The 21,681-nt window shown below is 66.0% G+C and carries 21 protein-coding genes and 1 riboswitch; of the genes, 8 read left to right on the top strand and 13 right to left on the bottom strand.

Annotation, left to right across the window (positions count from 1 at the left end):
* Positions 1-147 precede the first annotated feature (147 nt).
* From rsmA to rsmI, 5 genes are all read right to left on the bottom strand, one after another.
* Positions 148-945 (bottom strand): 16S rRNA (adenine(1518)-N(6)/adenine(1519)-N(6))-dimethyltransferase RsmA, encoded by a 798-nt coding sequence (gene rsmA, locus K323_RS0117790; protein WP_051147424.1) that lies wholly within the window; start codon positions 943-945, stop codon positions 148-150.
* Positions 946-1,073: 128 nt separating this feature from the next.
* Positions 1,074-2,018 carry a TatD family hydrolase gene (locus tag K323_RS0117785; protein ID WP_022886616.1) on the bottom strand — a complete coding sequence of 315 codons (945 nt, stop codon included), beginning with the start codon at positions 2,016-2,018 and terminating at the stop codon, positions 1,074-1,076.
* A complete protein-coding gene (gene metG, locus K323_RS0117780; protein WP_022886615.1) occupies positions 2,011-3,573 on the bottom strand; it encodes a methionine--tRNA ligase in 1,563 nt (520 codons plus the stop codon). Before metG ends, K323_RS0117785 begins: the two co-directional genes overlap by 8 nt.
* Positions 3,574-3,631: 58 nt before the next feature.
* The gene (locus K323_RS27045) at positions 3,632-4,681 is read right to left on the bottom strand and encodes an NADP-dependent oxidoreductase (RefSeq protein WP_022886614.1); all 1,050 of its coding nucleotides are present in this window, start codon (positions 4,679-4,681) and stop codon (positions 3,632-3,634) included.
* 63 nt (positions 4,682-4,744) lie between these two features.
* Entirely contained in the window at positions 4,745-5,560 is an 816-nt protein-coding gene (gene rsmI, locus K323_RS0117770) for a 16S rRNA (cytidine(1402)-2'-O)-methyltransferase (RefSeq protein WP_022886613.1), read from the bottom strand.
* Positions 5,561-5,618: 58 nt separating this feature from the next.
* Here rsmI and K323_RS27040 point away from each other — a divergent pair, with 58 nt between their 5' ends.
* Both K323_RS27040 and K323_RS0117755 read left to right on the top strand, forming a co-directional pair.
* Complete coding sequence (locus tag K323_RS27040) at positions 5,619-7,136, top strand: dolichyl-phosphate-mannose--protein mannosyltransferase (RefSeq protein WP_022886612.1); 1,518 nt, start codon at positions 5,619-5,621, stop codon at positions 7,134-7,136.
* A 157-nt stretch (positions 7,137-7,293) separates the two neighbouring features.
* Positions 7,294-8,397, top strand: coding sequence for a fatty acid desaturase family protein (locus K323_RS0117755; protein ID WP_022886611.1), 1,104 nt, complete (start codon positions 7,294-7,296; stop codon positions 8,395-8,397).
* Positions 8,398-8,572: 175 nt separating this feature from the next.
* Here K323_RS0117755 and K323_RS0117750 read toward each other — a convergent pair whose 3' ends face one another.
* Positions 8,573-8,896 carry a DMT family transporter gene (locus K323_RS0117750; RefSeq protein ID WP_026851796.1) on the bottom strand — a complete coding sequence of 108 codons (324 nt, stop codon included), beginning with the start codon at positions 8,894-8,896 and terminating at the stop codon, positions 8,573-8,575.
* A gap of 10 nt (positions 8,897-8,906) precedes the next feature.
* A riboswitch (guanidine-III (ykkC-III) riboswitch) is annotated at positions 8,907-8,969 on the bottom strand.
* 66 nt (positions 8,970-9,035) lie between these two features.
* Complete coding sequence (locus K323_RS0117745; protein ID WP_022886609.1) at positions 9,036-9,341, bottom strand: antibiotic biosynthesis monooxygenase family protein; 306 nt, start codon at positions 9,339-9,341, stop codon at positions 9,036-9,038.
* A gap of 152 nt (positions 9,342-9,493) precedes the next feature.
* Here K323_RS0117745 and K323_RS0117740 point away from each other — a divergent pair, with 152 nt between their 5' ends.
* The 3 genes from K323_RS0117740 to K323_RS0117730 are packed head-to-tail and all read left to right on the top strand — an operon-like array spanning position 9,494 to position 12,795.
* Positions 9,494-10,102 (top strand): hypothetical protein, encoded by a 609-nt coding sequence (locus K323_RS0117740; RefSeq protein WP_022886608.1) that lies wholly within the window; start codon positions 9,494-9,496, stop codon positions 10,100-10,102.
* Positions 10,103-10,111: 9 nt separating this feature from the next.
* Entirely contained in the window at positions 10,112-12,157 is a 2,046-nt protein-coding gene (locus K323_RS0117735) for a sensor histidine kinase (protein WP_022886607.1), read from the top strand.
* Positions 12,154-12,795, top strand: a complete 642-nt coding sequence (locus K323_RS0117730; RefSeq protein WP_022886606.1) for a response regulator transcription factor — start codon at positions 12,154-12,156, stop codon at positions 12,793-12,795. Before K323_RS0117735 ends, K323_RS0117730 begins: the two co-directional genes overlap by 4 nt.
* A gap of 215 nt (positions 12,796-13,010) precedes the next feature.
* Here the strand turns inward: K323_RS0117730 and K323_RS27035 are convergent, their stop codons facing one another.
* Positions 13,011-14,198: an FAD-dependent oxidoreductase gene (locus K323_RS27035; protein WP_022886605.1), complete on the bottom strand. Its 1,188-nt coding sequence runs from the start codon at positions 14,196-14,198 to the stop codon at positions 13,011-13,013.
* Between the two features lie 215 nt (positions 14,199-14,413).
* Between K323_RS27035 and K323_RS0117720 the strand changes: the two genes are divergently transcribed.
* Together K323_RS0117720 and K323_RS0117715 are read left to right on the top strand one after the other, a co-directional pair.
* Entirely contained in the window at positions 14,414-15,709 is a 1,296-nt protein-coding gene (locus K323_RS0117720; protein WP_022886604.1) for an O-acetylhomoserine aminocarboxypropyltransferase/cysteine synthase family protein, read from the top strand.
* Positions 15,706-16,317: a CoA-binding protein gene (locus tag K323_RS0117715; RefSeq protein ID WP_022886603.1), complete on the top strand. Its 612-nt coding sequence runs from the start codon at positions 15,706-15,708 to the stop codon at positions 16,315-16,317. Before K323_RS0117720 ends, K323_RS0117715 begins: the two co-directional genes overlap by 4 nt.
* 75 nt (positions 16,318-16,392) lie before the next feature.
* Here the strand turns inward: K323_RS0117715 and K323_RS0117710 are convergent, their stop codons facing one another.
* The gene (locus K323_RS0117710; RefSeq protein ID WP_022886602.1) at positions 16,393-17,229 is read right to left on the bottom strand and encodes an ABC transporter permease; all 837 of its coding nucleotides are present in this window, start codon (positions 17,227-17,229) and stop codon (positions 16,393-16,395) included.
* Entirely contained in the window at positions 17,226-18,269 is a 1,044-nt protein-coding gene (locus K323_RS27030) for an ATP-binding cassette domain-containing protein (RefSeq protein ID WP_245571019.1), read from the bottom strand. The genes K323_RS0117710 and K323_RS27030 overlap by 4 nt, the downstream gene beginning before the upstream one ends.
* A gap of 111 nt (positions 18,270-18,380) precedes the next feature.
* Here K323_RS27030 and K323_RS0117700 point away from each other — a divergent pair, with 111 nt between their 5' ends.
* Positions 18,381-19,814 (top strand): hypothetical protein, encoded by a 1,434-nt coding sequence (locus K323_RS0117700; RefSeq protein ID WP_157509494.1) that lies wholly within the window; start codon positions 18,381-18,383, stop codon positions 19,812-19,814.
* Here K323_RS0117700 and K323_RS0117695 read toward each other — a convergent pair.
* The 3 genes from K323_RS0117695 to K323_RS0117685 are packed head-to-tail and all read right to left on the bottom strand — an operon-like array spanning position 19,759 to position 21,616.
* On the bottom strand, positions 19,759-20,355 hold the full coding sequence (locus K323_RS0117695) for a hypothetical protein (RefSeq protein ID WP_022886599.1): 597 nt from the start codon (positions 20,353-20,355) through the stop codon (positions 19,759-19,761). The genes K323_RS0117700 and K323_RS0117695 overlap by 56 nt on opposite strands.
* Positions 20,352-20,942: a DUF4352 domain-containing protein gene (locus tag K323_RS0117690; protein WP_157509493.1), complete on the bottom strand. Its 591-nt coding sequence runs from the start codon at positions 20,940-20,942 to the stop codon at positions 20,352-20,354. The genes K323_RS0117695 and K323_RS0117690 overlap by 4 nt, the downstream gene beginning before the upstream one ends.
* An 11-nt stretch (positions 20,943-20,953) precedes the next feature.
* Positions 20,954-21,616 (bottom strand): hypothetical protein, encoded by a 663-nt coding sequence (locus K323_RS0117685; protein WP_022886597.1) that lies wholly within the window; start codon positions 21,614-21,616, stop codon positions 20,954-20,956.
* Between the last annotated feature and the right edge of the window lie 65 nt (positions 21,617-21,681).

Genomic DNA, 21,681 nt, shown 5'->3' with positions numbered 1-21,681 from the left:
CGGACGCCAGTGGGAAGGTGTGACCGCCGTGGCTAACTCAGGAGATTCCGCTGGCGACGGCCGGCAGCCTGCGGACCAGTGCGGCGGCCGGAAGCGCGGGTACGAGATCTCCTGAATTAGCCACATCGCATGCCCGCCAGTGGAGAGTCAGCGACGCTGCCAGACGCGGGCGACGGCCAGGAAGTCGTGCACCGTGAGCTGTTCACCGCGCAGGGTCGGGTCGATGCCGGCCTCGCTCATGAGGACGGTTGCCGTGGCCGAGTCGCCGAGAACCTCTGAAAGCGCCTGCCGCAGCATCTTGCGGCGCTGCTGGAAGGCGGCGTCGACGAGTGCAAAAGTGGCCAGGCGCAGCTCCTCGGATTCGAGCTGCTCGCCGCGTCGCTCGAATCCGATCAGGATCGAGTCGACGTTCGGCACCGGCCAGAACACCTGTCTGCTCACCTTGCCGGCGACCCGGAAGTCGCCGTACCAGGCTGACTTGACGCTCGGGCTCCCGTAGACCTTCGAGCCCGGTGGCGCTGCGAGGCGCTCCCCCACCTCCGCCTGCACCATGATGAGGCCGGCGCGAATGGACGCGAAGTGTTCAAGCAGATGCAGCAGCACGGGCACTGACACGTTGTACGGCAGGTTGGCGACCAGCCGGGACGGGTCCCCAGGCAACTGTGCAATTCGGAGCGCATCGGCGGTGACAACGGTCAGCGGCGCGCCGGGCTGCATGAGCTCGACGGTCAGCGGCAACTGCTCGGCCAGCCGTCCGTCGATCTCAACGGCGACGACGGTGGCTCCGGCTTCGGTGAGTCCGAGGGTCAGGGAACCGAGACCCGGACCGACCTCCACGACGGTCTCGCCGGCCTGAACCCCTGCGGTCTTGACGATACGACGCACCGTGTTGGCGTCGATGACGAAGTTCTGGCCGAGCTTCTTGGTCGGGTTGACGCCCAGCATTTCGGCGAGGTCACGTACTTCAGCCGGACCGAGCAGGGCGCTCGGAGCCTTTGCCGGCGGCGCGGCGTGACGCCCGTGCTCAGCTGTGTGCTCAGCATCCGGTCCCGCCGCCCTCGAGAGATCGTCGCTCATGCCAGGTCTCCGTGCGAGGGTTCCGCGCCGTTGTGGAGCTCGTGTGGCGCGGTGACCGGCTCTGCGTCCCAACGGCCGTAGACGAGTTCGGTGTTCGAGCTGATCTGCGCGGCCAGCACCGTGGTATCCGTTTCGAGGTAAGCGGCCATCGCACGGATGGTGTGCGGCAGCAGGTAGGGCGCGTTCGGCCGGCCCCGGTACGGCATGGGAGTGAGGAAGGGAGCGTCCGTCTCAGCAAGAAGCAGGCGCCGGGGCGCCACGGCCAGTGCGGCGCGCAGGTTGTCGGCATTCTTGAAGGTGACGTTGCCGGCGAAGGAGAGGTACCAGCCGTTGTCTGCGCACACCCTCGCCATCTCGGCATCGCCCGAATAGCAGTGGAACACGGTGCGCTCAGGGGCACCGACCCGCAGCAGCGTGCGGATGACGTCGAAATGGGCGTCGCGATCGTGGATCTGCAGCGCGAGCCCGTTCTCCTTGGCGATCTCGATATGCGCCTCGAAGGAGCGGAACTGGGCCGCACGCCCCTCTTCCGGCGTGCGGAAGAAGTCGAGCCCGGTCTCCCCCACGGCGACCACGCGCGGCCGGCCCGCCAGCTCGGCGATCTCGGCCAGGGCGTCGTCGAGCGTTCCAGCGGCTTCATACACCGGTGCTTCGTTGGGGTGGATCGCGACCGCGGCGAGCAACCGTGGCTCTGCCGCAGCGGTCTCGGCCGACCAGCGCGACGTCTCCAGGTCGCCGCCGACCTGGATGACTCCGCGCACGCCGACGCTCGATGCGCGGTCGAGGTGTTCCCGGTAGTCGAGCGGATTGTCGCCGTCGGAGATCTCTAAGTGGGTGTGATTGTCGTACACCCCGACGATGAGCGGTTCGGGCAGGGGCGGGTAGCTCAGGTCGCGACCCGAGGTCTGCTCCCGCGCCCGTGGGTGGGCTTCGCTAGCCAACCGTCGCCTCGATGCGGGGGAACAACGCTTCGAGCGGGGCGACCTTCGGTCCGCCGGTCCATTCCCAGGCACGGTCAATGCGGGCGTCGCCGACCAGCCCCGTGCCGTCGAGCGCCGTCCACAGCTTCGCGGCGGCCTCCGGAACCACAGGCGAGAGCAGCACAGCCAGCGTGCCGAGTCCGCGCACGGCGGTGAAGAGTACGGTTTCCAGACGCAGACGGCGTGCTGGGTCCTTGGCCAGCCCCCACGGTTCCTGGCTGGTGATGTAGCCGTTCAGCTCGTCGACCAGCTCCCACACCGTGGCGATCGCCTCGTGGATCGCGAGCCGGTCGATGGACTCGCCCGCGGCATCCGTCACCCGTTTCGAGGTCGCGGCGATGGCCTCGTCTGCCGCCTCGAACGAACCAGGCGACGGGATGACGCCGTCGCAGTAACGCACCACCATGGCGATGACGCGGGAGGCCAGATTTCCGAAACCGTTGGCCAGTTCAGACTGGTAGCGGGCAGACAGGTCTTCCCAGGAGAATGAGCCGTCCTGGCCGAAGCTGATGGCGCGCATGAAATAGTAACGGAAGGCGTCTGAACCGAACGTGTCGGTGATCTGGCTCGGCGCGATGCCGGTGAGCTTCGATTTCGACATCTTCTCGCCGCCGACCAGCAGCCAGCCGTGCCCGAAGACCTGCTTGGGCACGTCGATGCCGGCGGCCATCAGCATCGCCGGCCAGATGACGGCGTGGAAACGCAGGATGTCTTTGCCCACGATGTGGGTCGCCGGCCAGAGACGCGCGAACTTCTCGTCGTCGTGCCCGTAGCCGGCTGCGGTGATGTAGTTGAGCAGGGCGTCGAACCAGACGTAGACCACGTGGCTTTCGTCCCACGGGACTTTGATGCCCCAGTCGAAGCTCGAGCGCGAGATCGACAGGTCGGCCAGTCCGTTCTTCACCCAGGAGACGACCTCGTTGCGGGCCGACTCCGGCTGCACGAAGTCGGGGTTCGACTCGTACAACGCGAGCAGCTGCTCGGCGAACGCGCTGGTGCGAAAGAAGTAGTTTTTCTCGTGCAGCAGCTCAACGGGCTTGGAGTGGATGGCGCAGACCAGCTGGCCCTCAAACTCGCCTGTGCCATCGACGAGGTCACCCTGCTGCTTGTATTCCTCGCAGCCGACGCAGTAGTAGCCCTCGTACTCGCCGGTATAGATGTGCCCTGAATCGTGCAGGTGCTGCAGGAACTTCGCAGCATTGACCTCGTGGCGCGGGTCCGTGGTGCGGATGAAATCGTCGTTGGCGATGTTCACCGTCTCGAGCAGCGGCTTCCACGCCGTCTCGACCAGGCGGTCGGCCCATTCCTTCGGGGTGGTGCCGTTGGCGATCGCGGTGCGCAGGATCTTCTGGCCGTGCTCGTCGGTTCCGGTGAGCAGCCAGGCGTGCTCACCCGATTGCCGGTGCCACCGCGCGAGGACGTCGGCAGCCACTTCCGTGTATGCGTGCCCGATGTGCGGGACATCATTCACGTAGAAAATCGGCGTGGTGACGTAGAAGGAGGAGCCGTCGGACATACAGGCCATCTTATTAGGGGCGACGGATGCCTCAGGCCCGGTTACGTCGCGGCCGCCGTTACGACGTCGGCTCGGCGCCCGTTGGGAGCTCGGCGTCTGGTGCGCGCGATTCGCCCGGTTTGCGCGGTTCCATCCGGTGCGGCAGGTGTCCCACCACCGGCGGCAGCACCTCGTGCGCCGGTGGCCCGGCCTGGTGGCTCGGGTCGTCCATGGTCGCTTCTGTCTCCCGCATGTAGATCCCTAGAACTCGCTGCCTGGCATATTCGACGGGAACCATGCTGAGCACGATCTTCCCGTGGGCGTGACCGGCCTCCAGCTCCCGGTAGGCATCCTGAACCTGCGCCAGCGGGTAGATCGCGGCGATCGGAACGACGATCTGGTGCTGCGCAACCAGTGTCGCGATTCTCTCTACGACCGCGGTCTCCGTCGGTTCGACAGAATCGGCGATATCGATGGCGCCTGCACCGAAGTGTTCGAGTTCTGCGTCGATGCCGCCAGGGGCAATGTCCGCGAGTCGTTCTTCGAGGCCAGGCCCGTATTCGACGGGGATGATGTCGCGCTGCCGCAGGTAGTCGAAGCTGCTCGGGCTCGCGGTGCCGATCACCCTCGCCCCGCGAAGCCTCGCCAACTGCGCGGCGATCATGCCGACACCACCGGCGGCCGCGTGCACGAGAATCGTGCGACCGGGGGCGGCGTTCGCGCCCTGCACGGCGTCCCACGCCAGTGAGGCGGCCAAGTGCAGGCTGCCGGCAATCTCCCACGACAGGCCGTCCGGACGGCGAATGACGTTACCGGCCGGCACGGCGACGAAGGTGGCCTGGGCCGACCGAAACGCGTGGCCGAAGACGGCGTCATTCACGTTCCATCCAGTGACTGTGCTGCCCACGTCGACAACGAAACCGGCGAAGTCACTCCCCTGCCCAGCAGGGAAGGCGGCAGGCCGTTCAACTTTGAACTGGCCTTCCCGAATGCCGGAATCGACGGGGTTCAGTCCTGCGGACATCACCTCGACGACCACTTCGCCGGCTCCTGCCTGCGGTCGTGGGATATCGACGAGCTCGAGGACCTCCGGACCCCCGTACAGTTCAAACCTCACCGCAAGCGCCACGTCACACCTCCGACCCGCACGTTAATCGGGTTAACGGTGAGAGTAGCTCAGGTATTCCGGCCGCTACTTTCGGGTGAGTGCCGCCTCGTAGAGGTCGCGCTTGCCGAGCCCGCTGGCGGCCGAGACCTCCGCTGCGGCATCCTTCAGCCTGGTGCCGGCGGCGACGAGTGCCTGCACTTCCGCGACTCCTGTCGCCAGGTCCATCACCCGAGCCTCTGCACCGGCAACAACCAGGCAGATCTCGCCTTTGACGCCGCCGGCGGCCCACTCGGCGAGTTCGGCGGCAGTACCGCGTTTGACCTCTTCATAGAACTTGGTCAGCTCGCGGCACACCACAACCCGGCGATCCGAGCCGAGGGCCGCCGCGACATCCGCCAGTGACGAAGCCAGCCTGGCCGGCGACTCGAAGAACACCATGGTGCGTCCCTCTGAGGCCAGAGCGCGAAGGGCGCTCCGGCGATCGCCGGGCTTCCGAGGAAGGAAACCCTCGAAGGTGAATCTGTCTGTGGGCAGTCCGGACACGGCGAGCGCCGTGAGCACCGCCGACGGACCGGGCAGTGCCGTGACGACGACACCCGCCTGGGCCGCGGCATCCACCAGGTGGAACCCGGGATCAGAAACGGTTGGCATCCCGGCGTCACTGAGCACCAGTACGTCGGTGTCCCGCGCCAGTTCGACGAGTTCGGCAGCCTTGTCGCGTTCATTGTGGTCGTGCAGGCTGATGAGCTTCGGGCGGTTGTCGATGCCGAGCGCTTTGAGCAGGTGCACGGTGACCCTGGTGTCTTCGGCGGCAATGACGGTTGCCGTGCCGAGCGCGTCCACGAGGCGGGCGGATGCGTCGCCGAGGTTTCCGATCGGGGTCGCGGCCAGGATGATCATCTGTCCAGTCTCTACTACCAGACGGCTTCGGGGGCTCAGCCATCACTACGATGGTCAGGTGCTCGCAACAACCCGATGGTTCCGCTGGGCAGGGCCCATCGCCGTCACCGTCCTGGCCGCGATGCTCCGCCTCTGGAACCTCGGGTCGCCGCACCAGCTTGTGTTCGACGAGACCTTCTATGTGAAGGATGCCTGGACGCTGTTCAACAACGGCTACGAGTCTGCGTGGCCGGACGACCCGAATCCCGACTTCGAGGCGGGCAGAACCAACGGGTTCAGCAGCGATCCGTCGTTTGTCGTCCACCCCCCGCTCGGCAAATGGCTGATCGCCCTCGGCATGGCGGTCTTCGGTGCAGACAGCAGCTGGGGGTGGCGCATCGTCACGGCACTCATCGGCATCCTGGCCGTGGTGCTGCTCATGGTGATCGCGAAGAAACTGTTCGGATCGACGTTGCTGGCCACCATCGCCGGGTTCCTGATGGCGATCGACGGCCACGCCATCGTGATGTCGCGCGTCGCGTTGCTCGACAACTACGTCATGTTCTTCGCCCTGCTCGGCTTCGGCGCCGTGCTGCTCGACCGGGGTTGGCATTCCAGCCGCCTGGCCGCGTGGATGGCTGAACGCCGTGACAATGAGCACGATCCGACCTGGGGGCCCACACTCTGGTGGCGACCCTGGCTGCTTGCGGCCGGCCTGGCCTTCGGACTCGCCAGTTCGGTGAAGTGGTCAGGGGTCTACTTCCTGGCCGCGTTCGGGATTTATCTTGTGGTGGTGGACGCGCTGGCGAGACGGCGTGCTGGTATCCCGTTCTGGCTGAGCGCAGCCCTGCTCAAGCAGGCGCCTGCCACGTTCCTGCTGATGGTGCCCGTTGCGGTCTTCACCTTTCTCGTCTCCTGGACCGGCTGGTTCGTCACCCAGGGCGGGTTCTATCGCGGCTGGGCGAACTCACCCGGTGTCGCCTGGACAGGGCCGTTCGAATGGGTGCCGCACGTGGTGCAGAGTTTCTGGCACTACCAGGTCGCCGCGTACAACTATCACGTCGGCTTGGAGACCCCGCACCCTTACCAGGCCAATCCACTCACCTGGCTCCTGATGATCCGCCCGACCAGCATGTTCTACCAGGGCTCGTCGCTCGGCGAGAACGGATGCCACGTCGACACCTGCTCCGAGGCGATCACGTCCGTAGCGAATCCACTGATCTGGTGGGCGGCGACCATTGCGCTGGGCTATCTCGTGTATCGCCTGGCCCGGTATCGCGAATGGCGTGTCGGGCTCATTCTGATGGGAGTCGCGGCCGGTTATCTCCCCTGGCTGCTGTACCTGAACCGCACGGTCTTTCAGTTCTACACGATCGCCTTTGAGCCGTACCTCCTGCTCGGGCTCACGTTGGTGATCGGGATCATCCTCGGCCGGGACTCCGCCGACCCCGACCGGCGGAAGAGCGGCGCCATGGTGACGGTGGTCTTCCTCGTGGTGGCGACCCTGGTGAGTATTTTCTTCTACCCGCTCTGGACCGGATCACAGACGCCGTTCCTGTTCTGGCAGCTGCACATTTGGGTGCCTGCCTGGCGATAAATCAGAGCATCATATTCCATTCTTGGAATATGATGAGGAAGTTTCTCGTCCCGTACACCCAGTTTGTACAGGGTTCGGACGTAGGATGGCCAGTATCCGCTCTACGAGTATCTGCTCCGCCGCCGACTGAGAAGTCATCATTTACACCAGAGGCCCCATGTCGGAAGTTACCGCCGCACCCACGGTCCGCATTCTGAAAACCCGCCCCGGCGGTGATTCGAAGAACCCCACCACCGAATACTCATCACTGCTGCACACGGTGCGTAACCTGGGACTGCTGCGACGGCGCACCGGTTTCTACTGGATCGTCTTCTCGATCCTGGTCTTGGCCACGGGCGGCGCTGTTGCCGGCTTCGTACTGCTGGGCGACACTTGGTACCAGCTGCTGATCGCTGGCGCGCTCGGCATCATCCTCACCCAGTTCGCTTTCCTCGCCCACGAGGCATCCCACCGTCAGGTCTTCGAATCCGGGCCGGCCAACGATCGTGCTGGACGCATCCTGGCCAACATGTTCGTGGGGATCAGCTATTCCTGGTGGATGAACAAGCACAGCAGACACCACGCCCAGCCGAACGTCGTGGGTAAGGACCCAGACATCGAGCCCGACTTCATTCGTTTCAATGAAGAAGACGCGTCAAAGGTCGGCTGGCTCACGTCGTTCATGACGCGCAGGCAGGGCTACCTGTTCTTCCCGATGCTGATGCTCGAGGGGCTCAACCTGCACGCCCACGGCTTCCGCACCGTGTTCGGGCGTAAGAAAGTCGACAAGCGCTGGCTCGAGATCACCATGCTCACCACCCGCATCCTGCTCTACGTCGCCGTGATCTTCTACTTCCTGCCGCTCGGAATGGCGTTCGCCTTCATCGGTGTGCAGCTGGCCGTGTTCGGTGTGTACATGGGTGCCTCGTTCGCTCCGAACCACAAGGGCATGCCGCAGTTGCCGCACGAGAGCAAGGTCGACTTCCTTCGCCGCCAGGTTCTGACGTCGCGCAACATTCGCGGTGGCACGGTGATGGACGCCTTCATGGGTGGCCTGAACTACCAGGTCGAGCACCACCTGTTCCCGAACATGGCTCGCCCCAACCTGCGGAAGGCCCAGGAGATCACCAAGGAGTACTGCCAGAGCCACAACATCCTCTACACCGAGACGACGCTGATGCAGTCGTACGGCATCGTGGTCCGCTATCTGAACAAGGTCGGCCTGGCAGCCAGGGACCCGTTCGACTGCCCCATGACACAGCGGTTCAGGGTGCATACCTGATCTGAACAGCACTGAAACGGATGCGCGGCCCTCGGGCTGCGCATCCGTTTTCTTGTGCGTGCGTCGTCTTGTGCGTGCGTGACCGTCGTGCGTGCACAACAATCGCCGTTTGCACCGACTGTCGCCGATGCTCCGGCGATTCACGGCGCGAAGGGCGATTCCCAGCGGCGCGCGGTCAGTGACCGCCGTCGACCAGCTTGAGTCCGACGATGCAGCCGACGAGACCGAGGATCAGCAGCACTTTGATCAGCGACGCGGCTTCTCCGCCGAAGATCATGGCGTAGACCACGGTGAGGGACGCGCCGATGCCGACCCACACCGCATACGCGGTTCCGGTCGGGATGTCGCGCATGGCGAAGGCGAGCCCGGCCATGCTGACGATCAGGGCGACGCCGAAGACGACGGACGGCCAGAGCTTCGTGAAGCCCTCCGACTTACCGAGGGCGGTCGCCCAGACGGCTTCCAGGACGCCGGAGATGATGAGGATGATCCAGGACATGTTCACTCCCGTGGCCAGTCTTGTCGCGTTCCGGGTACTGATCCCTCGTCCGGGGCCGCGTCTGGCGGCCTGCGTCTAGAGTACTGTGCGAGGCCGTGCAGGGGCTGAGCCGTAACGCTCAATCCGGCGTCCGTTCCGCCTAAGCGGGATGAATGGCGCGCACTGTGCTGAAATGCTCCACGATCGGGAACGGGTCGTAGAAATGGTGCAGCAGTGCCTTCCACTGCTGGTAATCGGGCGAGCCGCGGAAGCCGGGGTCGTGCGCCGCGATGTTCTCCCAATGCACGAGCAACAGGTACTCGTTCGGGGTCTCCTCTGAACGAGACAGGTTCAGGTCGATGAAGCCCATTGCGCGGGAGATGAAGACGGATGCCGCGGCGAAGGCCTCCTCGAACGCGACTTCCCTACCGGGGATGACGGGCAGGATCGCGTGCTCGAGGATCATCGCGCCAGCCTAGCCGCGAGCCGGCTTCCCGGCACATCTTCCCGATATTGCGGGAGTTCGGCCTCTTTCCGGCGGGAACGCACAGTCCATAGTGTCGGATTATCGGGCATGCGCCCGCATGATGTCGGACAACGGACGCTGAGGAGCACAGCATGAAAGCACGCACGGGCGCGATCACGACGATCGGAGCGGTACTCTTCGCCAACGGCCTGATTATCGGAACCCCCTGGATGGTCGACGGCTTCGTCAGCGGCGACCAAAGTTTCGTGGAAAGTGTCGCCGATTGGCGTTATGTCGCCTTCAACTACATCTATCTCGCCGCTCTCATCGCCCTGGTCGCCCTCGCTCCGTCGCTGCGCACCTGGACCGGGCCCACTGGACGACGGCTCTCCGGCTGGACAATCCCGCTGCTGGCGGCAGTGGCCGCGCTGCAGGCCTGCACCCTCTTCACGCAGGCTGTCGTCACGCCATTCCTTCTCGAGGTGGCGCCGGTTGCACTGGAGACCCAGGACGGCGGCACCTTCCAAGTCGTCATGACGTCGATCTGGATCGCCTGGATCGCCGTGCTCTGCCTCGTCGCCATCAACGGCTGGTCCCGCAGGGTGTTCCCGATTCCGGCTGCGATCCTGTTGATCGTCGGGGCCGTCGTCATCCCGGTCTTCGGCCCCGCCGGCAGCATCCTCGTGGGTGCCGCGCTCGCTTGGGCGGCGCTGGCGAGACGACGGATACCGGTGGCGAGTCCCGAACCGGCCCTGGCATAGACTTCCGCCATGACTGGCGCCGCTGCCTACCGCGCCGACGGTCTCCTGAGGGAGATCGCCGGCCGCGTGCCGGTGTGGACGCTGGTTTCGGGACTGGTCGTTTCGATGTTGGCTATCGGGTTCGCGATCGGGCTTCCGCTTGGCGCAACGCACAGCGTGCTCAGCCGGGTGGCGGTTGTCGCGTTTGTCGTCGGAATGACCGCGCTGGCCCTCACCGGCGCTGTGCTGTTGCAGCAGGACGTTGCGGCACCGATGGGCTGGTGGCTGGTCGCCGCCGGGCTGACCGGCCTGCTCTCTCGGCTATCGATCGGAGCGATCGTGGCCGCAGTCGGACAGGGCGCCGACGTGCCGGCCGTCATCTTGTGGACCACGAACTGGAGCTGGGTTCCCGCCCAGTTCGCCCTCTTCGAGCTCCTCCTCCGTTTTCCGACTGGGCGGCTGCCGAATCGGTGGTGGCGAATCGTCGAGATCGGGGCGATCCTGTGGTTCGCGCTGACCGTGGCAGTGACGGCACTGCTTCCGGGGCCGCTGGGCACTGAGCCCCTGAGTCACGTGCACAACTCGCTGGGCTGGAGTGCGGCATCCGTCTCTCTGAATGCGGCGCTCGGCCCGGCTTTCCTGGCGATTCCGGTGCTCACCGCGCTGTGCGCCGGTGCGCTGCTCTGGCGGTGGGTACGTGGTGGTGAACTGGAACGGCAGCAACTGCGCTGGATCCTCACTGCCGCCGTCCTTCTCGCCGTCACGGCGGCACTCGCCGGTCTCGGCGGTGCACTGCAGCTCGCCGAGGCGGCCGCTTACGTCTTCCTGCCCGCCGTTGTCGCGGTCGCCGTGCTGCAACACGGTCTCTGGAGTCTCGGTCGCGCGGTGCGCAAGACGCTGGTCTACGCCGCGGCGACTGCGGTGCTCGCGGGCTGCTATCTCGCACTGGTGCTGCTTCTGGACAACGCGGCGACACCAGTGATCGCAGCTCTATTCGTTGGAGTACTCGCCCTCCCGGTGCGGAACTTCTTCCATTGGCTGCTGGAGCTACTCCTCTACGGTGAGCGTGGCGACCCGGACAGAGCGGTGGAAATGCTGTCGGAGCGGCTGCACCGCGATTCAGGCTCGCTCGCGAATACTGTGGCCGCGGAACTCGCGCGGTCACTGCGATTGCCATACGTCGCGTTGCTCGATGCCGACGGAATGCTGGTTGCTGATGCTGGGATACCCGGCACAGAGGGCCTGCGCCTCCCGCTCCAGGTGAACGGGATCGACAGCGGCGCTCTGATCGCGCACGAGCGGGCGGCGGGCGAAGGCCTTGGCGCCAAGGATCGACGACTTCTCGCGAGGGTGGCCGCCCAAGCCGGGTTGGCGGTGCGAGCCGAGGGCCTGAGGTCCGATCTGCAGCAGAGTTACGCACGCCTCGCCTCGGTGCGCGACGACGAGCGGGCACGCCTGCAGCGCGATCTTCACGACGGCATCGGTCCGAGCCTTGCCGGAATCGTCCTGCAATCGGAGGCCGCCAGGAACCTATCCAGGGGCGCAGCCGTGTCATCGAGCGAGGGTCGGCGGCTGGACGCCGTGCTCGAGAGCATCGGGTCGAACGCGGAGGAGATCGTGCACGACATCCGCCGGATCATCGACGAGCTCCGCCCGGCGACGCTCGAGGCTGTGGGGCTCAGGGACGCTCTCGTCGATCTGGCCAACAAACTGACCCCTGGTCTTCGCCTGCACGCCGACATCACCCAACGGATGCCGGTGCTCGATCAAGACGCAGAACTGTCGGTTTTCAGGATGACCGGGGAAGCGATGCGGAACGTGGCCAGGCACTCCTGGGCCCGCAATATCTGGGTGCGGATCGACGCAGACGAGACGACTCTGATCGTGCGGGTCGAAGACGACGGTGTCGGACTCGGTGGGAGCCAACCGGGAGTCGGGATGCGTTCGATGCGGGAGCGGGCCAAAAACCTGGGCGGTACCCTCACGACGGGACTGCGAGCCGGCGGCGTCGGCACGGCGGTGGTGGCGCACATCCCACTGGCTGGCATCCGGGCAGTCTCGGAGGAGGAGTCATGATCAGGGTTATTCTCGCGGACGACCACCCGGTGTTTCTCGACGGTTTGAGGCTGCTGCTCGACACGACGGACGGTGTGACCGTCGTCGGGACCGCCGCAAACGGCGAGCGGCTTCTGGAGGTCGCAGACGCGATCGACTTCGACGTCGCGGTGCTCGACCTCGATATGCCGCTGCTCGATGGGGCGGCAACCTGCGAACGCCTGTTAGCGCGCAGGCCGGATGCCGCGGCGCTAATCCTGACGATGCATGACGACGAGCTCTCGCTTTCGCGGGCGCTTCGAAGCGGGGCATGCGGTTACGTGCTCAAGGGGGCAGGACACGGGTCTATCGTGCGTGCCATCTACGGCGCGGCAGAAGGGGACACGATCTTCAGCGGACAGGCCGGCCGCTTAGTGCGCGAGACGCTGCAGCATCCGTTGGCTGCCGGCCGCCAGGGGCTGACCGAGCGCGAGTACGAACTCCTGGTCAAGATCACGACCGGCGCCGACAACCGGGCGATCGGACAGGCGATGTTCCTTTCGACGAAGACTGTGCAGAACAATGTGAGCGGGCTCATGGCCAAACTGCACGCCACGTCGCGCGCTCACCTGGTGGCGCTGGCCCGCGACCGAGGTATCGGCCATCCACCGCAGACCTGATCAGCGAACGCGAGACGTTTCGTCGGTGAGGCTCTCCCTAGCGGTCAGTCCTGGCGCGTCCTTCGTGATGACGAACGGTGGTGTATCCATCGGGCGCTGCGTGCGCCGAGAATCGTCGTTCGCGCCCAAAGTCCCCGCTACACGGGCGATTCTCGGCGCGGCCGGCGACACTCGGGCCTCGCTGCTCCGCACGTTCCGTCCTGCGCACTGGACGGTCAGCGACGAGCGAGCCAGCCGCCTGAGTGGCCGTTCGGCGTGCGCGACAACGCGAACATCGCGAGGTCCACGCCGGATGCGGGAGCGGTATCCGTCGCCAGGTCGGCCAGGATACGGCCGACCGACGGGGTGAACTTGAAGCCATGGCCGCTGAAGCCCGCGCCGACGATGACCGGTCCGACGCGGTCGAGCACAAAGTCCTCGTCGGCGGTGGTGGTGTAGGTGCAGCTGACCGGTTCGAGCGCGTCGGCGTCCGCGCCAGGCAGCCAATCGCGCACGTAGCGTTGGAGCGCGGCCAGCTGCACCGGTTCTGGCATGAAGCTGCGCGCGTCGGGATCGGTAACCCGACCGACGCCGTGCCAGCCGGCCTTCACCCCCTCGCCTGGTGTGTACATGCCGTAGATCGGCGAGTACCAATAGTCGTACTTCGCGTCGGCCGGGTCGCGCGTGTGGTTGAAGCCCGGCCATTCGACGGCGGCCCGCGCCGCGGCATCCGTCGACTGGTCGCGCAGGGCGAAATGCGCCGGTTGTTCCTGCGTGACGACAAGACGCGGCACCGGAATCAGCCCGCTGAGCAGTTTCGTGGTCCACGCACCTACCGTGACGACTACGCGCTGGGCGTCGATCGTGCCCGTCTCGGTCGTCACCCGCACGTGATCGTCGCCGAGCACCTCGAGCGCCACCACGCGGGTTGCATGGCGCACGTCGGCGCCCGTCGCAGTGGCAGCCGCCTGGAGGGCTGTGACCGCGGCATCCGCGCCCAGTCGGCCGGCGTCCGGCGTGTGCAGCACGCGACCGTCGAAACGGATGCCAGGCCAGCGTTCACCGGCGGCCCCCGGCGCCAGGAACTCGGCCCCGAGTCCCGCGCTCCGCAGCGCTCCGGCGACGTCGTCGAACGCCGGGTTCGGACCGTGATTGACGATCCCGACCTGGTCGAGCAGGCGCGTGCCCGATTCCGCTTCAAGCTCGCGCCACAGCCGGAGCGACTCGCCGAGCATGGCCACATAGCTGGGTTCGGAGTACGTGGTGTTGAAGTTGCGCGACGCGCCGTGGGATGCACCGTTCAGGTGACCGGGCGCGAAGCGCTCGAGGAGTGTGACACTCCGGCCGCGCCTGGCCAGCTGCCAGGCAGTCGCGGATCCCATCGCGCCGCCGCCGATCACGAGTGTCTCGATTCTTTCGGCCATGCGCTCCATCCTGCCGCACCCCGGCATCCGTCTCCCCGGTTTGGCCCGCCAGCCGGCGCCCTCGTGCGTTCAGAATCGCCGTTGACGCCGAAAATCCCCGCTACAACGACGATTCCCGGCGCAAACAGCGACAACCGCGTGCGCGGCGAAGCCCGCGTTGCGCCGTGTTACGGCATGCGGCCGGGCGTGCAGCCCGGCCCGGCTAGCGTTGCACCATGGCAGATCGCGAATACGGCTTCACCACGCGCGCAATCCACGCGGGCAATATCCCCGACCAGGTCACCGGCGCGAGGGCGCTGCCGATCTACCAGACCAGCGCGTTCGTCTTCGACGACACCGCGGATGCCGCGGCTCGTTTTGCCCTGCAGAAGTACGGGAACGTGTACTCGCGCCTGGCCAACCCCACCGTCGCCAGCTTCGAGGAGCGCATCGCCAGCCTCGAAGGCGGACTCGGCGCCGTCGCCACCGCCAGCGGCCTCTCAGCGCAATACATCACCTTCGCCAGCCTCGCCGGCGCGGGCGACCACATCGTCTCGAGCGCCCAGCTCTACGGCGGCTCGATTACCCAGCTCGACGTGACCCTCCGCCGCTTCGGCGTCGAGACCACCTTCGTGCAGGGCACGGACCCGGCCGACTATGCCGCGGCCATCACCGACAAGACCAAGCTGATCTTCGCCGAGACCGTTGCCAACCCCTCCGGCGAGGTCGCCGACATCGAGGGGCTCGCCGAGGTGGCCCACGCCGCCGGCATCCCGCTGATCATCGATTCCACGGTCGCCACCCCCTATCTCAACCGCCCGTTCGAGTGGGGCGCAGACGTCGTCATCCATTCGGCGACAAAATTCCTCGGCGGACACGGAACCACCCTCGGCGGCGTGGTCGTCGAGAGCGGCCGCTTCAACTGGCACAGCGACAAGTTCCCGCTGTTCGGCGAGCCGGTGCCGAGCTACGGCGGACTCCAGTGGTCGGGCAACTTCGGCGAATACGCCTTCCTCACGCGCCTCCGCGCCGAGCAGTTGCGCGACATCGGCCCGACCCTCGCGCCGCACTCCGCGTTCCTGCTCGCCCAGGGCGTTGAGACGCTGCCGCTGCGCATGCGGGCCCACGTCGAGAATGCTCGCATCGTCGCCGAATGGCTGGAGGCCGACCCTCGCGTCGACTATGTGAAATGGGCCGGGCTTCCGAGCCACCCGCACTACGAGCGTGGGCGCAAGTACCTCCCGAAGGGTCCGGGTTCGGTGTTCAGTTTTGGCGTGAAGGGCGGGCGCGACGCCGGACGCACCTTCATCGAGTCCGTCGACCTGGCCAGCCACCTGGCCAACATCGGCGACGCGAAGACGCTGGTGATCCACCCGGCGTCGACCACCCATGCGCAGCTCTCAGAAGACCAGCTCATCGCAGCCGGTGCACTGCCAGGCCTGGTTCGGATTAGTGTGGGCATCGAAGACGTTGAAGACATCATCTACGATCTCGACCAGGCCCTTGCCAAGGCCGCAGGAGGTTCGAAATGAGCGCGACCGAGCAGGCGACGGACGCCGCAGCATCCGTTTCAGGAACGACCTCAGAAACCGTGCAGCTGGCCAACGGGCTCAGCTGTGACGTGCCGGCGGACTCGCCGCTGGCGAAGCTGCTGCGCTCCCAGCGCTCCTGGGTCGGACCGGACGCGAAGGCCAGGCTGAGGCTCCTGCGTGAAGCGAAGTCGATCGCGATCGTCGGCGCATCGCCGAACCCCGCCAGGTCAAGCTACTTCGTGGGCACGTACCTGCAGCAGTCGAGCGACTACCGGGTGTATTTCGTGAACCCCAACGCCGACACGATCCTCGGCCAGAAGGCGTACCCAGACCTCGCCTCGTTGCCGGAGGTGCCAGACATCGTCGACGTGTTCCGTCGCGGAAGCGACATCCCGGCGGTCATCGACGACGTCGTCGCCATCGGGGCCCCGACGATCTGGGTGCAGCTCGGGATCTGGAACCAGGATGCCGCCCTCTATGGCGAGTCGAAGGGGCTCACCGTGGTGATGGACCGCTGCATCAAGATCGAGCACGCTCGCTTCCACGGCGGACTGCACCTCCTCGGCTTCGACACCGGCCAGATCACGGCCCGCAAGACCATCCGCTAGGCACCCACAGCGAGAGTGCCTGTTCCGGTCGAGAGTGCCCGGCGGAACGGGCACTCTCGACCGGAAAGGTCACAGTCAGAAGCGGCGCATGGCACGGATGCCGACGGCCAGACCGACCGCCGCGGTGGCGAGCGCTGCGATGAAGCCTCCGAGCACCGCAATTTCGGCCAGCGAACCGGCGAACAGCGCCCGTTCCGCGTCGACGACGTAGCTGAGCGGGTTGACCGCTGCCGCCACCTTCATCCAGGCCGGGCCGTCGTCCAGCGGCAACAGCATGCCGGAGAGAATCATCAGCGGAAAGATCAGGGTCTGGTGGATGACCCAGAACATCCAGTCGCGGCTGCGGCAGGCCAGCGCGACGCTGTAACTGAGGGCACCGAAGCCAATGCCGAAGATCGCCAGCAGCACAAGCCCGATCAGCAGTCCTGGCACATTCACGGTGAAACCGAACGGAAGCGCGACCAGGCACACCAGCACGGCCTGCACGGTCAGCGGCACGACCTCCTTGAGCGCCCGCCCGATCAGCAGCGCACTGCGCGAGAGGGGTGCAACGAGTGTGCGCTCGTGCGAGCCGGTCTGCATCTCTGAGAGCAGGTTCGCGCCCGTCGACGCCGTGCCGAACAGCGCCACCATCACGAGGATGCCCGGCACGAACCACTGCAGGGTCTCCCCCGCAGGCGCTCCACTCGATGCGACCAGCAGCGGCCCGAACAGGCCGAGGAATATCAGCGGCTGGATCAGGCTGAACAGCGCGCTGAACGGGTCGCGCATGACGGGCCGAAGCTCTCGCACCAGCACGTTCCAGGTGTCGGTGGCGAGGTTGGTGCGACGCATCGCGGGTGGCGCGACGGATGCCGCGACGCTCGCGATCGATGATCCGGTCGCGGTCGCGGTCTCGGTCAGGGTGTTCATGCTGCTGCCTCCTCGGTGTTGTTCTCGTTGTTGTTCTCGTTGTTGTTCTCGTTGTTGTTCTCGGTGTTGTTGGCGTGCGCCTGACCCTCTTCCCGCAGGCTCCTGCCCGTCAGGGCGAGGAACACGTCGTCGAGGGTCGGTTGGCGGTGGGTCACCCCGACCAGCGGAATGCGGGCATCGTCCAGCGAGCGAATGAGATGCGGCACGGCCTCTTCTCCCCGGTGGGTAGTCAGGGTCACCCTGGTCCCGACCGCAGTTCCGCCGATGTGCGAAGCCGCAGCAGCGGCATCCGTCGCTGTCTCGAAGCTGAGGGTGATCAGGTCACCGGCGAGGCTGTCCTTCAGCGCGGTCGCCGTGTCGTCGGCGATGACGGTGCCGTGGTCCATCACCATGACGCGCTCGGCGAGCTGGTCTGCCTCGTCGAGGTAGTGGGTGGTGAGGAAGATCGTGGTGCCGTAGCGGTTTCGAAGGTCGACAATGTGCTGCCACAGGTTGGCCCTGCTCTGCGGGTCGAGCCCGGTCGACGGTTCGTCGAGGAACAGCAGTTCCGGCCGATGAATCAGGCCGAGTGCAATGTCGAGCCGCCGCTTCTGGCCGCCGGAAAGCGCCTGCACCTGCCGGTGCGCGAGCGCACCGAGGTCGAGCGACTCGATCAGCTCGTCGGCCCGCGCCAGGGTGTCACGCCTGCTGAGCCCGTAGAACGCGCCCTGACTGAGCAGCTCGTCACGCACCCGCTGCGAGTGCCCGGCCGAATCCCCCTGGCCGATGTAGCCGATACTCCTGCGAACGCCGGCAGGGTCGCGACGGATATCACAGCCGACCACGGTCGCCTCGCCACTGGTCGCGGGCAGCAGCGTGGTCAGCAACCGCAGTGTCGTGGACTTTCCGGCCCCGTTCGGCCCGAGGAAGGCGACGAGCTCGCCGCGTTCGACGTCGAGGTCGAACGATTTCACGGCCTGAACCCCGCCGCCCTTGGCGGGGAAGGTCTTGCCGAGGCCCCGCGCCCTGATCATTGTTGTGCCTTCGGTGTGTGTTGTCATACCGGCAGGCTAGAAGGGCAATAGGACAGTTATCGTCCTAATATTGAGACGATCCCCATCCACCGACGAACCGGCCACGCGCCCGCGCACAGCGCCCGCTAAAGTAAGCGCGTGGGGTGGATTCCGTGGCATGCGTTGCGACTGGTTGCGGCCGCGTGGCCCCTTCTGCTCGGCATCTACCTGGCCGGGTACCTGGTGCACTACCTGGTCATCGACCTTGCCGGCTGGATCGGCTCAACCTCGGCCCTCGCCGCCTTCTTTATTCTTCCAATCGCCATCCTGGCCAGGGTTGCGTCATTCATCTGCATGTTCCTGGTGCTCCGAAGCCATATGCGGGCATTCACTGCGGCCGAATCCGAGGCGCGAGCTGAGCTCGAGGATCACGCACTCGAGCAACCCGTCCCACTTGCACCGCCAGAGCCTTCGAGCGCGCAGGCCAGGTTCTGGGAGGTCCTCACCGCCAGCATCCTGCCGTTCATCGCGTTCTACACGGCCTGGGGTTTCCTCGCCGACGACGTGGCGCAGTACGCGAGTGATGCGCTTTCGCAGGCCTGGGGGCCGGTGGATCCGGTATTCGGCAGGGGCCTCACCCTCGGCCTCAATCCACTGACGATCGGCGTCACTGTCCTGGCATACACCGGTCGCCACCTCCTGAGACGATATGCCGGCTCACTAGCCGGCTGGACCCGCTTCGTGTCTGCCTACCTCGAAACGGTTTGGGTGTTCCTGGCAGCGCTCGTGGTGCAGGAGATGTTTGCACTCGGTGGATCCTGGGTCGGCGACCGAGCGCTTGTGGTCTGGTGGGACGGGGTACGTGAGCACGCTCTCTCCACGTTCGATGCGCTCGACTGGATCTGGAATGCGGTGAGCTGGCTCCTCGGTGAGGCCGCTGGGCTCCTCTTCCTCCCACTGGCCTGGCTGACGATCGCCGGCGTCGTGTATGGACGCGCGATCGCCGCGCAGAAGCTCGATTTCGTGCCAGTCGGCGGACGCGCCGGCACCATCTATGCCCTGGCTTCGAAGCGGATCACCGGGCTTCCGTCGTGGCTGCGGGCGCGCGGAAACGAGGTGTTCGGCAGCCTGGCCGGGCGGGTCAAGCCGCTCACGGCATCCGTTCTGCTGATGTGGCGGGCCGGCGCGGTCCCCCTCGGCGTGTTCGTGCTGGCTTACACGGCACTCGAAGCAGGGAGCGGCTGGCTCGCTTCGGCACTGCTGCGCGCCATCGGCCCGCACGCAATCGACTTCTGGTTCGCCACCAGCCCGATCCTGGTGTTCCTTGTTGCACTCGTCCTCGAGCCGCTCCGAATCGCACTCGTCGCTGCCGCGTACGACTATTCGCTCGCCGCCCTCGAGCGCCGCCGCACCAGCACGAACGACACCAGTTCCGTCGTGGAAGCGATCGCGGGAACGGATGAGCTCACCTCCGTGCCTGCGACGGACACGACGGCATCGTTGATTCCTGCGGCGACGGATGCCGTGCCGGTCCCGTTCACCTCTCGAACGGAAGCTTCAGGTCAAGATACGCCGGCAGCCGATCGGCGCTGACGACACGCAGGCGAAGGTCGTCTTCTGCGCTTGTCGGCACCAGGAACGATGATTGCACCAGGTAGGAGCCTTCCTGCGCGCTGTCGCAACCGCCGATGGAGGCGTCGGCGTCGCGCTCCCAGCCGAAGTCGTCGGACATGAGCGGATTCCATTGCCCGGCACCGGATGCCGCTGTCAACAGGATCGTGCAGTAAAACGGATTCTGCGTTTCTGACTGCGATGACGAATGGTCAGGTTGTGGAGGTACCACGCGCATCGTCACGGTGACGAGTTCGGTCCCGGCTGGAAGGTTCTCGATCGTGCCGTCACCGGACCCATCATTGTTGCCGAGCCGCTCTGCGGCGAGGATGGCGAATTCGCCCCCTGCCCATTTCTCTGCCGCTCCGGCATCGATGGAGTGAGGCTGCGACGGCCTGGACTCGTAATACGAGTACCAGCCGTTGGCGAACACCAGCCACAGGCTGAGCGGAAGCACGAGTGCGAACCCGGCGAGCCCCCACCGGTTCCGGTGCCACCATCCGCGCCCGATGCCGCGCCTCACGGCGCACCGACCAGTGTTGGACGCTCGATCTCCACCTCGTCAACCGTCTCGAGGTCGATCAGGTCGAGTTCGAAGACCAGCACGGAATCCAGGCGAGTGTCCACCTGCGAGGCGAACTCCAGCCGGGCCGTTCTGCCGCCGGAGCTCTCGAACAGGTCGGTGGGAACCTCGAACAAGAGTGAGCCGGATCGATTGATCCCGGAGTCGAGGCGCTGGCCCGCCAGGGTGAACCCTGTTGCACGTTCCGTGGCCGACCAGGTCGTGTCACCCACGATCAGGTTGGAGGAGCCCAGGGAGCAGACTTCATCTCCGCAGCGGGCCGTGATGTCGACGACCAGCCAGGTTCCGGTGGAGTCCGCCAGCCAGCTGCCGTTCGCCGCCCTCGGCGTCTTCGCAACGAGTGCGGAATCCACTGTCACCACCAGGTTTCGCCCGGTGAGGGTGTCACCGATCGATCCGGTGACCGGCATCGCCGCTTGCTCGACGCTTTCTGTCGGGGCAGTGTTCGCGATAAACCCCGCCACGACAAGGAGCGCGAGCAGGGCTGTGCCGTTCAGGACGCGGCGGACCAGTGCGGTTCCCTTCACTGCGGTTCCCTTCACTGCAGGTCCAGGTCTTCGACCGGGAGGGAAATCGTCGCGGCCAGCACTGGATTGGTCCACTGTTCGCCGACCGCAACCGAGGTGAAGGTGAACAATGACTGGTCGTAGATGTTCACGGTGATCGGGTCTTCGTCGGCGAGAACATCGGCCGCAATCTCCCAGATGAACGCCACCTCGGTCTCGAGACGGGGTTGCAGCCGACTGATGTTGCTCTCGTCGGCGAGGCGGAACACCCCGGCAGGCGCATCCGTCACCGCGGGAGTCATCAATCCGTCGATTCTGATTGCGGCAGCACCGGTCGCCAATGGGCTGGTCCAGGTGTTTTCCAGTTCAACGACGACGAGAATCAGCCTGTTGCCCGGTTGGGCGGTGATGCCGACGCCCTCGATCTCGTCAAGAACCACGGCTCGAGTGACAGTGACGTTCAGTGGCGTGCCAAGGTGGGTCTCGCCGGCGGCCAGCACCGGAATCGGTGCTGCCTCGGCATCGTTCAGGCCACCGAACAGGGCGGACGCGGCAAGGATGAGCACGAAGGCAATCCGGCTGAGCCACTTCAGCGTCAGCCGGGATGCCCCGGTCGTCAACCGGGCGCGCAGCCGGCTCCTGCCCCCGCCCACAGGCGTCACGCCGACCGCATCTCCGGCTTCATCCCCCGTCACGCGTCAATCATAGGGGTCAGGCTGAGGGGTCAGGCTGAGGGGTCAGGCTGAGGGGTCAGGCTGAG

The sequence above is a fragment of the Glaciibacter superstes DSM 21135 genome, from assembly GCF_000421145.1.
In the GTDB taxonomy this organism is placed as follows: domain Bacteria; phylum Actinomycetota; class Actinomycetes; order Actinomycetales; family Microbacteriaceae; genus Cryobacterium; species Cryobacterium superstes.
The sequence above is the reverse complement of the archived record's forward strand: the minus strand, read 5'-3'. Positions and strand labels throughout refer to the sequence as shown.